Annotated in this window: 10 protein-coding genes and 1 other RNA gene; 9 read left to right on the top strand and 2 right to left on the bottom strand. The window is 66.5% G+C overall.

Going from position 1 to position 11,319, the window contains the following annotated elements; all coding sequences use genetic code 11:
- Both dnaX and ffs read right to left on the bottom strand, forming a co-directional pair.
- Positions 1-1,130: DNA polymerase III subunit gamma/tau (gene dnaX / locus G3N92_RS24650; RefSeq protein WP_206130212.1), on the bottom strand; the 1,130-nt coding region annotated here is incomplete at its 3' end.
- A 206-nt stretch (positions 1,131-1,336) separates the two neighbouring features.
- Positions 1,337-1,435: signal recognition particle sRNA small type (gene ffs, locus G3N92_RS24655), an RNA gene on the bottom strand.
- A 487-nt stretch (positions 1,436-1,922) separates the two neighbouring features.
- Between ffs and trxA the strand changes: the two genes are divergently transcribed.
- The 9 genes from trxA to G3N92_RS24700 all read left to right on the top strand — a co-directional run.
- Positions 1,923-2,249, top strand: a complete 327-nt coding sequence (trxA, locus tag G3N92_RS24660) for a thioredoxin TrxA (protein ID WP_206130213.1) — start codon at positions 1,923-1,925, stop codon at positions 2,247-2,249.
- A gap of 206 nt (positions 2,250-2,455) precedes the next feature.
- The gene (rho, locus tag G3N92_RS24665) at positions 2,456-3,718 is read left to right on the top strand and encodes a transcription termination factor Rho (RefSeq protein WP_206130214.1); all 1,263 of its coding nucleotides are present in this window, start codon (positions 2,456-2,458) and stop codon (positions 3,716-3,718) included.
- 188 nt (positions 3,719-3,906) lie between these two features.
- Positions 3,907-4,410, top strand: a complete 504-nt coding sequence (locus G3N92_RS24670) for a MerR family transcriptional regulator (protein ID WP_206130215.1) — start codon at positions 3,907-3,909, stop codon at positions 4,408-4,410.
- The gene (locus G3N92_RS24675; protein WP_206130216.1) at positions 4,407-5,963 is read left to right on the top strand and encodes an MFS transporter; all 1,557 of its coding nucleotides are present in this window, start codon (positions 4,407-4,409) and stop codon (positions 5,961-5,963) included. Before G3N92_RS24670 ends, G3N92_RS24675 begins: the two co-directional genes overlap by 4 nt.
- Positions 5,964-6,001: 38 nt before the next feature.
- The gene (locus G3N92_RS24680) at positions 6,002-6,844 is read left to right on the top strand and encodes a M90 family metallopeptidase (RefSeq protein WP_206130217.1); all 843 of its coding nucleotides are present in this window, start codon (positions 6,002-6,004) and stop codon (positions 6,842-6,844) included.
- Between the two features lie 194 nt (positions 6,845-7,038).
- Complete coding sequence (locus G3N92_RS24685; RefSeq protein WP_206130218.1) at positions 7,039-7,299, top strand: type B 50S ribosomal protein L31; 261 nt, start codon at positions 7,039-7,041, stop codon at positions 7,297-7,299.
- A gap of 202 nt (positions 7,300-7,501) precedes the next feature.
- Entirely contained in the window at positions 7,502-9,265 is a 1,764-nt protein-coding gene (locus G3N92_RS24690; RefSeq protein WP_206130219.1) for a glycosyltransferase family 39 protein, read from the top strand.
- A 2-nt stretch (positions 9,266-9,267) separates the two neighbouring features.
- Entirely contained in the window at positions 9,268-10,623 is a 1,356-nt protein-coding gene (locus G3N92_RS24695; RefSeq protein ID WP_206130220.1) for an MATE family efflux transporter, read from the top strand.
- A 356-nt stretch (positions 10,624-10,979) separates the two neighbouring features.
- On the top strand, positions 10,980-11,319 hold a 340-nt coding region (locus tag G3N92_RS24700), incomplete at its 3' end, for a helix-hairpin-helix domain-containing protein (protein WP_206130221.1).

Raw genomic sequence — 11,319 nt, forward strand, 5'->3', positions numbered from 1 at the left:
TTGGCAGGCGCCGCGCCGGGCACGGCCCCACCGCCGCCGCCCGGGCCGGACGGCGCGAACGCCAGCATGCGCAGCAGCGTCATGGTGAAACCGGCGTATTCGTCGGGCGCGAGCCCCATTTCGCCGCGGCCTACCGTGGCGATCTGGTAATAGAGTTGAACCTGCTCGGGGCCGAGCAATTCGGCGAAACGGCGCAGATCCGAGGCCTCAGGCCATTCGTCGAGCACCGAGGCCGGCGCAAACTGCGCCCAGGCGATCCGGTGCAGCAGGCCGGCCAGATCCTGCAGCGCCGTCGAGAATGACAGGCTGCGCAGCGCCATTTCATCGGCGATCGCGAGGATTTCCGGGCCGTCGGCCGCGGCGATCGCATCGAGCAGGCGCACCATGTAAGTCTGGTCGAGCGCACCGAGCATGCCGGACACAGCCGCCTCGGTCACCTCGTTGGCCGAATAGGCGATCGCCTGATCGGTCAGCGACAACGCATCGCGCATGCTGCCCTGCGCCGCGCGCGCGAGCAGCCGCAGCGCCTGCGGCTCGAATGCCACGTGCTCCTCGCCGAGAATCCGCTCCAGGTGCGTGACGATATGCCCCGCCGGCATCTGCTTCAGATTGAACTGAAGACAGCGCGACAGCACGGTCACGGGGATTTTCTGCGGATCGGTGGTGGCGAGGATGAACTTGACGTGCGACGGCGGCTCTTCGAGCGTCTTGAGCATCGCGTTGAACGCGTGGTTCGTCAGCATGTGCACTTCGTCGATCATGTAGACCTTGAAGCGCGCATCGACGGGCGCATACACGGCACGCTCGAGCAACGCGGCCATTTCATCGACGCCGCGATTGCTGGCCGCGTCCATCTCCATGTAGTCGACGAAACGCCCTTCGTCGATCTCGCGGCAGGCACGGCAGACGCCGCACGGCTGCGAGGTCACGCCGGTTTCGCAATTGAGCGCCTTGGCGAAGATCCGGGACAGCGTGGTCTTGCCGACACCGCGGGTGCCGGTAAACAAATAGGCGTGATGCAAACGCCCGCCGTCGAGCGCGTGCGTAAGCGCCCTGACGACGTGCTCCTGGCCGACGAGCGAAGCGAAATCCTTCGGACGCCACTTGCGGGCGAGAACTTGATAGGTCATCGCGAAATTGTATCAGCAACATATCGTGCCGCCGACAGCCAAGCGACCGATGCGACCGAGATTCGCGCGCGCCGCAAACGGACGACGGCAAACGACGCAATCATGCAAACGGCACGACGCCATGCTGTGATCGAACGGGGAAAACAAGAGGAAATCGAGACGCCGCGAATGCGACAGATGAGCGAAACAGAACAACTAAGGGGAAGGGTGACGAGCCTGACCCTCGGCACTGGCGGAAAACGGTTGTGGCTGCTTCGTTCCCGACCTGACCAGGTTCACCGGCCCACCATGCGAGGAGGCCCGTCACGGCGTATTCTAACACCGGTTCGATACGAACGCGACCGATTTATCGATCGCATTGCGCTTCGGAGGGTACGCGCTATCGAATTAACGCCGCGATGCGCAATATATCGGCACCTTCGGCCGGAATATCGCAATCGATGCGTGGCGCCGGAGAGCCGGGCAATATCGTTCGATCGTGGCGGCATGCACGCCAGCCACATTCACCCGGGAAAAATGCCGCGCGATTTACCGACTCTTGCATTCGGCCGGGCCATACCCACATCCGTTGCGTCGCTGGTAGCGCCCTACAGCCCTACTCGCGAAGCGGATACTATCGCCGCCCACGGCAGATAGCAATTTAGGCTAATATGACGCCCGAGTGACCCGCGAACCACGGTTTGCAGCGCTTCACGCCACCGTTTTCGCGGGGCGGAGCTGCCTGTAACCGGCGGCCGGCGCACCTGACCGGCGCCCGCAGGCAGTCCCCGAAACAAATGAGGTATTGACCCAATGAGCGAACAGATCAAACACATCAGCGACGCATCGTTCGAACAGGACGTCGTCAGATCCGACAAGCCCGTCCTGCTCGATTTCTGGGCCGAATGGTGCGGCCCCTGCAAGATGATCGCCCCGATTCTCGACGACGTCGCGAAGGAATACGGCGACAAGCTGCAGATCGCGAAGATCAACGTCGACGACAACACCGCAACCCCCGCCAAGTATGGCGTGCGCGGCATCCCGACGCTGATCCTGTTCAAGAACGGCGTGCTCGCCGCTCAGAAGGTTGGCGCGCTGTCCAAGTCGCAACTGACGGCATTCCTCGACAGCCACCTGTAAAAAGCCGTAGTATTCCCGCAAAGCGCCTGTTGCCAACCGGCAACAGGCGCTTTGCGTAAGCGCCGAACGGAAAAGCAAGCCCGAATCGGCGTGTGCTAGAATTTAAATCGACGTCGCCATCCGACGCAAAAGTCTCAGAGCGTTTCCGCTCGCCCTCCTCCCTATATTCTTTCGCAGCATCTTCTCCTCCCTGGCGGGTTCTCCGTATGCATTTATCCGAGCTCAAGTCTCTGCACGTCTCCGAATTGATCGAAATGGCCAATGGCCTGGAGATCGAAAACGCGAACCGCCTGCGCAAGCAGGAGCTGATGTTCGCCATTCTCAAAAAGCGCGCCAAGACGGGCGAGACGATCTTCGGTGACGGCACGCTCGAAGTCCTGCCGGACGGCTTCGGCTTCCTGCGCTCGCCCGAGATGTCGTATCTCGCGAGCACGGACGACATCTACATCAGCCCGTCGCAGATCCGCCGCTTCAACCTGCACACCGGCGACACGATCGAAGGCGAAGTGCGCACGCCGAAGGACGGCGAGCGCTATTTCGCGCTGGTCAAGGTGGACAAGGTGAATGGGCAGCCGCCCGAGGCCTCGAAACATAAGATCATGTTCGAGAACCTCACGCCGCTGCACCCGAACAAGCCGCTCTCGCTCGAACGCGAAATGCGCGGCGAGGAGAACGTCACCGGCCGCATCATCGACATGATCGCGCCGATCGGCAAGGGCCAGCGCGGCCTGCTGGTCGCCTCGCCGAAGTCGGGCAAGACGGTCATGCTCCAGCACATCGCCCACGCGATCAAGCAGAACCACCCCGACGTGATTCTGTTCGTGCTGCTGATCGACGAGCGCCCGGAAGAAGTGACGGAAATGCAGCGCTCGGTCGCCGGCGAAGTGATCGCCTCGACGTTCGACGAGCCGGCCACGCGCCACGTGCAGGTCGCCGAAATGGTGATCGAGAAGGCCAAGCGCCTCGTGGAAATGAAGCACGACGTGGTGATTCTGCTCGACTCGATCACGCGTCTCGCGCGCGCCTACAACACCGTGATCCCGGCCTCGGGCAAGGTGCTGACGGGCGGTGTGGACGCCAACGCGCTGCAACGCCCGAAGCGCTTCTTCGGCGCGGCGCGCAACATCGAGGAAGGCGGTTCGCTGACCATCATCGGCACGGCGCTGATCGAAACCGGCAGCCGCATGGACGACGTGATCTACGAAGAGTTCAAGGGCACCGGCAACATGGAAGTGCACCTCGAGCGCCGTCTCGCGGAAAAGCGCGTCTACCCGTCGATCAACCTGAACAAGTCGGGCACGCGCCGCGAGGAAATGCTGATCAAGGGCGACATCCTTCAGAAGATCTGGGTGCTGCGCAAGTTCATCCACGACATGGACGAAGTCGAAGCGATGGAATTCCTGCTCGACAAGATCCGCCAGACCAAGAGCAATTCCGAGTTCTTCGACCTGATGCGCCGCGGCGGCTGACCCACGGCCGGCAATCCGGCCACGGCAGCACGCGCAGCAAGGCAAAACCGCCCTCCGGGGCGGTTTTTTCATGCCCGTTTCACGCGATTTCACCGATTCATGCAGCAATCCATTGCACGCCGCAACCTGTACGTGAACGTACACGTTGACCTACAATCCGTGCCATTCCGTCACGCCGCACACCGCCAATGCCCAGCCCCGCCGATGCCACGCTGTTGACCGTGCGCGATGCCGCCGAGCGGCTCGGCGTCACGCCACGCACGCTGAAATACTACGAAGAGCGCGGGCTGGTCACGCCGAGCCGCAGCGAGGGCCGCTACCGGCTCTACGACGAAGCCGATCTCGACCGTTTCGCCCGGATCCTGCGGCTGCGCGCGATCGGATTCTCGCTGCACGGCATCACGGAAATGCTCAAGCGCCCGCTCGAACCGGCCGGCGACAACGGGCGACGCCGCTACTCCGATCATTCGCTGCGCGACATCCACACCGACCTGGCCGGGCAGATCGCCCGGCTCGACGCGCGCATCGCGGCGGCCCGCCGCGAGCTGCGCGAAGTCGAGGCCGTACGCGCCGAACTGCAGCACGACATCGACTACGTCGAACGCCGCCTCGCCGGCGACAACCCCGACGAGCTGATCGCCAAACGGCAGGCCGCCGCCCAACGCCGCCGCCCCCGCAAGACGGGCGCATGAACGGCACCGGCACGCGCCCCGCGTTCTGGAGCGTCGCGACGCTGCGCGGCGGCCTGTTCCCGTGGGTGATCGCGCTCGTCACCGGCCTCGATTACTTCGACAACGCGATCTTTTCGTTTTTCGCGAGCTATATCGCCGGCGGCGTCAACGCCTCGCCCGACGAACTGGTGTGGTCGTCGAGCAGCTATGCGATGGCGGCGGTGCTCGGCATTCTCCAGCAGCAATGGTGGATCGACCGCGTCGGCCATCGCCGCTACGTGAGCGGCTGCATGGTGTTCTACGCAGCGGGCGCGGTGGCCGCCACATTGGCCGACACGTCGCTGCAACTCGCGTTCGCGCGCGGCCTGCAAGGCTATTTCATCGGCCCGATCATGGGCGCCTGCCGCATCCTGATCCAGATCAGCTACACACCGCAGGAACGGCCGCGCGCCACGCGCGCGTTCCTGATCCTGCTGCTGCTCGGCACCTCGCTCGCGCCGATCGTCGGCGGCGAACTGGTCGCGCATTTCACGTGGCGCGCGCTGTTCGCCTGCACGGTCGCGCCGGCGCTGCTGTTCGGCGCCCTCGCGTTCGGCGCGCTGCCCGATTCCGGCCACGCGCCGCCCGAGGAGCGCACCAACACGCATATCTGGCCGTACGTGATCTTCGCGTTCGCGCAGGCCGCGCTGCAGATCGTCATGCAGCAGGTGCGCTATCAGCTGTTCCTGTCGTCGCCGCTCCTGATCCTGCTGACGGCGGCCGGCTTCGGGTCGCTGGCCTGGTTCGCGCGCCAGCAGTGGAACCATCCGTCGCCGCTGGTGCGGATGTCGGCGTTCCGCCAGCGCACGTTCCAGATCGGCCTGCTGCTCTACGTGTTCTATTACTACATCACCACGTCGTTCAGCTATCTGACCTCACGCTTTCTCGAGGCCGGGCTCGGCTATCCGGTCGAGAACGCCGGCCGCCTGACCGGCATCACCTCGCTGATCGCGGCCAGCGCGCTGTTCGTCTACCTGCGCTACGCGAAATACGTCTCGCACAAGAAATGGGTGATCGTGCCGGGCTTCGCGCTCGCGGCCGGCACCGCGTTCGCGATGTCGCGCATGACGCCGGCCGTCGGCGAGGCGCAACTGATCGTGCCGCTGCTGATGCGCGGCCTGTTGCTGCTGTTCATCGTGCTGCCGGTGGCGAACCTGACGTTCCGCGCGTTCTCGATCGACGACTACACGCACAGCTACCGCCTGAAGAACATCTTCAAGCAACTGACGCTGTCGTTCGCCACGGCCTCGGTGATCATCGTCGAGCAGCATCGCGACGCGCTGCACCGCGAGCGCCTGTTCGAACAGGCCAATCCGTTCAACCCCGCGTTCGTGCAGACGCTCGACACGCTGACGCACGGCTTCGCCGGCGCGGGCTACGCGGCGAACGAGGCGCATGCGCTCGCGCTGGCCGCGATCGGCCAGACCATCGCGCGTCAGGCCGCGTTCCTGACCTCGCTCGACGGCTTCCTGTTCGTGGCCGGCGTGGCGCTGTGCGGCGGCGCGATCGCAGCCTGGCAAAAAACCATCGATTGAGCTAACGTGCGCGTGTTTCGTCACGCCCCTCGCACCCGATGCTCTCCCGACTTTCCCGGTGGCTCGACACGCGCCGCCGCGACCGCGCGCTGCGCAGCTTCCCGATTCCCGACGCGCTGTGGGCGGACACGCTCGCCCGGCTGCCGTTCCTGTCGACGCTGTCGGACACGGATCGCACGCGGCTGCGCGACATGACGAGCGGCTTTCTCGCCGAAAAATCGTTCTCCACGGCGCATGGGCTCGAATTGACCGACGCGATGACGGTCGGCATCGCCGTGCAGGCCTGCCTGCCGGTGCTCAATCTCGGCCTCGACCTGTACCGCGGCTGGGTGGGCGTGGTGGTGTATCCGGGCGAGTTCGTGATCCGCAAGACGGTGGAGGACGAGGACGGCGTGGTGCACGAGGTCGAACACGACGCGAGCGGCGAGGCCTGGCAAGGCGGCCCGGTGATCCTGTCGTGGGAGGACGTGCAGATGTCGGACGGCAGCGACGCCTACAACGTCGTGATCCACGAGTTCGCCCACAAGATCGACATGCTGAGCGGCGAAACCGATGGCCATCCGCCCCTCTTTCGCCGCCTGCATGCGCCGCATCTGGACGCGACGCGCTGGGAGAACGTGTTCGACCACGCGTACGACCGCTTCTGCGATCGCGTCGACGCCGTGCCCGAGCGCGCCTGGGCGCGCTTCGAGCGCAATTCGCTGATCGATCCCTACGCGGCCGATCACCCGTCGGAGTTCTTCGCCGTGTGCAGCGAGGCGCTGTTCGTGCGCCCGACCGCGTTCGAAGCCGAATTCCCCGAGCTGTACCGGCTGCTCGCCCACTATTACCGGCAGGATCCGGCCGGCACCGGCGCGCTCGACGGCCTGCCCGCGGTTTGAGCCGCGGACAGCCGCCGCAGGCCCGCCCGTCGCGGCTTCGCGCCGCCGCGACAGGCGCTGCAAATAATCGCCAACCGTCTGATTTTCTGGCATAATCGCCGTTTTTCGACCCTAGGCAAGTGGCTCGTCAGGCACCGGTTCCGGTTCACAGGACGGCGCGGCGGGTTGGCTACCGCTCCATTACAGGAAACATCATGAAACCTGGCATTCACCCGAATTACCGCGAAGTCGTCTTCCAAGACATGTCGAACGGCTTCAAGTTCGTGACGCGCTCGACCATCCAAACGCGCGAAACGATCGAACTCGACGGTAAGACCTACCCGCTCGCCAAGATCGAAGTCTCGTCGGAATCGCACTCGTTCTACACCGGCCAGCAAAAGATCATGGACACGGCAGGCCGCGTCGAGAAGTTCCGCAACAAGTTCGGCGCACGCGCCAGCGGCAAGGCTTCGTAAGCCAGTCGCGCGCGACACGGGCCGGCAGTTTGCCGGCTCGGCACGCCAGAAAAAGGGCAGCCCCAGGCTGCCCTTTTTTCGTCTGCGGCTTCCGCGCGCGTCGCGGCACCGCCTGTCCGCAACGTCTACAATGCCGGATGCCCGAAAACGGCGGCGCCTCGCAACGCCGCCCGGCGCCCACTCATAACAAGTCATTCACTGCATGAAGCCCGTCGTCCGTCTCACCGCCTCCGCCACGCGCGCGCTGCCGCGCTGGCTGCTGCTCACGCTCTGCATCGTCTACGCGGGATTCGGCCTGTTCGCACGCGACCCATGGAAGAACGAGGACGCAGCCGGCTTCGGCGTGATGTGGACGATGGCGGGCGGTTCGGCGCACGACTGGCTGCTGCCGAACCTGGTCGGCAAGTTCGTCACGACGGACGGCCCGCTCGGCTACTGGCTCGGCGCGCTCGGCATCCAGCTCGTCGGCCCGTGGATCTCGGCGAGCAACGCCTCGCGCATCGCCACCGGCATTCTGTTCTGCGTCGCCAGCGCGTTCGTCTGGTACACCGCCTATCTGCTCGGCCGCCGCGCCGAAGTCCAGCCGTTCAAGTACGCGTTCGGCGGCGAACCCGAGCCCCGCGACTACGGCCGCACGCTGGCCGACGGCGCGCTGCTGGTGCTGCTCGCCTGCTTCGGGCTGGCCGAGCGCGGCCACGAAACCACGCCGCAGCTCGCCCAGTTCGCCTGGATCGCGATGTTCGTCTACGGGCTCGTGCGCCTGACCGACAAGCCGCTGCACGGCGCCGCCTGGTGGGGCGTGGCCACGGGCCTGCTGCTGCTGTCCGGCAACCCGGTGCTGACCGGCGCGCTGCTGCTCGGCACCGTGGTGCTGATGGCCATCACGCCCGAGGTGCGCCACCGCCATCTCGCGCTGGTCGGGCTGCCGATCGCCGCCGCGCTGTTCGCGCTGTGGCCGCTCGCCGCGCTCTCGTTCTACCCGGACGACGCATCGTGGTTCCTCAACCAGTGGCTGCACGGCAGCCTGATGCGCTTCTCGGGGCCGCCCACCACGGTGCTCAAGTACGCCGCCAAGAACCTGCCGCTGTTCACCTGGCCGGCCTGGCCGCTCGCGATCTGGGCCTGGGTCAGTTGGAAAGGCTGGCGCCGCCGCCCGCACATCGCGATTCCGGTGGCGGTGGCGGTGCCGCTGGTGGCGCTCGTGATCCTGCAAAGCCAGGAAACCAACCGCGTCTACATGCTGCTGCTGCCGCCGCTCGCGGTGCTGGCCACGTTCGCGCTGCCCACGCTCAAGCGCGGCGCGATCAACGCGTTCGACTGGTTCGCGGTGCTCAGCTTCACGATCCTCGGCAGCTTCGTCTGGCTGGTCTGGCTCGCCTCGGTGACGGGCTTCCCGCATCCGCTCGCGCGCAACCTCGGCCGCCTCGTGCCGGGCTACGAATCGCACTTCAACGCGCTGGCGTTCGCCTGCGCGCTGGTCGCCACGCTGTGCTGGTTCGCGCTGGTGCGCTGGCGCATCTCGCGGCAGCCGAAGGTGCTGTGGCGCAGCGTGGTGCTGTCGGGCGCGGGCACCACGCTGATGTGGGTGCTGCTGATGACGCTGTGGCTGCCGTTCGTCAATTACAGCCGGACCTACCGCGACGTGGCCGTGCAGATCGCCGCGCACCTGCCCGCCGATTACGAGTGCATCTCGCCGGTGCGGCTCGGCGACGCGCAGATCGCCACCTTCGCCTACTTCGGCGACATGCACTTCTCGTTCACGGACGACTGCGACGTGATCCTGCGCCAGGATCCGGCCGATTACGGCGAGCCGAGCTCGATCTCGCAATACGTCTGGCGCCTGGTGTGGGAAGGCCGCCGCGCGGCCGACCGCGACGAGCGCTTCCGCCTCTACGAACGCATCGAACGGCCCAAGGCGCCGATTCGCCGCCGTTACACGCGCGGCGCACGCGTGCCGCGCGATTGACCATGCTGAGCGACGTCCGCCGGATCGCCGGCCTCGCCTGGCCGGTGCTGATCGGCCAGCTTGCGATCATCGCGTTCGGCGTGATCGACACCGCGATGGTCGGCCGCTATTCGGCGGTCGATCTGGCGGCGCTGGGCCTCGGCTCGTCGATCTACGTGTCGATCTATATCGGCCTGACCGGGATCCTGTCGGCGCTGCAGCCGATCGCCGGGCAGTTGTACGGCGCACGGCGCTTCCATGAAATCGGCGAGGAGGTGCGCCAGGCGATGTGGCTGGCCGCGATGCTCGCCGTGCCCGGCTTCCTGCTGCTGCACTTTCCCGAACTGCTGCTGCGCCTCGCGCACACGCCGAGCGCGCTCCACGACCGCACCGTCGATTACCTGCGGGTGCTCGCGTTCGGGCTGCCGGCCAGCCTGATGTTCCGCATCTACAACGCGCTGACCAATGCGGCCGGCAAGCCGCGGCTCGCGATGATCCTGCAGATCGGCGCGCTCGCGCTGAAGATCCCGCTCAACATCTGGTTCATCTTCGGCGGCCTCGGCGTGCCGGCGCTCGGCGGCCCCGGCTGCGGGCTGGCCAGCACGCTGATCAACTGGGGCCTGGCGCTGATCGCCTTCACGCTGGTGGCGCGCCTGAACGTGTTCGCGCCGCTCGGCATCTTCGCGCGCTTCTGCACCCCCACCTGGGCGCGCCAGAAGGCGCTGCTCAAGCTCGGGCTGCCGATGGGGCTGTCCTACCTGATCGAGGTGACGTCGTACACGTTCATGGCGCTGTTCATCTCGCATTTCGGCACCACCGTGCTGGCCGGGCACCAGATCGCCGGCAACCTCGGCGCGGTGCTCTACATGACGCCGCTGTCGATCGGCATCGCCGCCTCCACGCTGGTGGCGCGCGCACTCGGCGCGGGCCGCCCGGACGAGGCGCGGCTCCTGGCGCGGCACGGCGTGATGTTCGCCGGCATGACGGCGGTCGGCTATGCATGCGTCGTGCTGCTGCTGCGCCACGCGATCATCGACGGCTATACGCCGAACCCGGACGTGATGGCCGCCGCGCTGCCGCTGGTCACGATCGTGGCGTTCTATCACTGCGTGGACGCGATCCAGGTCACCACGGCCTTCGTGCTGCGCGCCTACAAGGTGGCCGTGGTGCCGACCGTGATCTACGCCGTGGCGCTGTGGGGCGTGGGCGTGGGCGGCGGCTACCTGCTCGGCTTCGATATCGGCGGCTGGGTGCCTGCGCCGCTGACGGGCGCGCGCGGCTTCTGGAGCGCGAACTTCGCGAGCCTGCTGATCGCGGGCGCGGCGCTCGTGCTTTATCTGAACCGCATCAGCCGGCGCCGGCTGCGCGGCGAGGGCTGACGGGGCGGCGAGCGGCCCCGTGGCCCCTCCCCCTTGGCGGCCGTTCGCCGACGGCGGCACGATCACGCCGCGCACCGGCGGCCCCTCGGGCCAAGCGCCCCCCGCGCCGTCCGGCCCGCGTCCCTCCCCAGCCCCCTTTCCCGCCGCCTTCCCACCCGCGTCAAACTTCGTCAAAACCGAGACGACCTGCCCTCAGCCCCTTTACAGCCCCCGCTGCAATGCGCAACACTGCGCGCGCCGTCTCCGAAAAGAGCACGCGTGTTCTATGCTTGATCGCATCACCCGGCCGTTTTGCATCGCATCATCGTCTGTCCGTTCCAACAGCGGTTGCACCGCTCAACTGGGGAGTCCTTGTCATGCTGAAGAAGCTGCTGATGCTGTTCGTCGCGTTGTCGCTGTCATTGAGCGCCGCGATTGCGGCCGCCGTCGAGGTCAACACGGCCGATCAGGCCGCGCTCGAGTCGGTCAAGGGCCTCGGCCCGGTGAAGTCGAAGGCGATCATCGACGAACGCGCCAAGAACGGGCCGTTCAAGAGCGCCGACGATCTGGCGAGCCGCGTGAAGGGCTTGGGGCAGAAATCGGTCGCGAACCTGGAAGCCGCCGGGCTGACGATCGGCGGCTCGTCCGCGCCGCCGACCGGCGCGAAGGCCACGCCGGCCCCGGCGCGCGCCACCAAGACGCAGGCCGGCACCAGCA

This window comes from Burkholderia sp. Ac-20379, assembly GCF_017104645.1.
Lineage (GTDB): Bacteria > Pseudomonadota > Gammaproteobacteria > Burkholderiales > Burkholderiaceae > Burkholderia.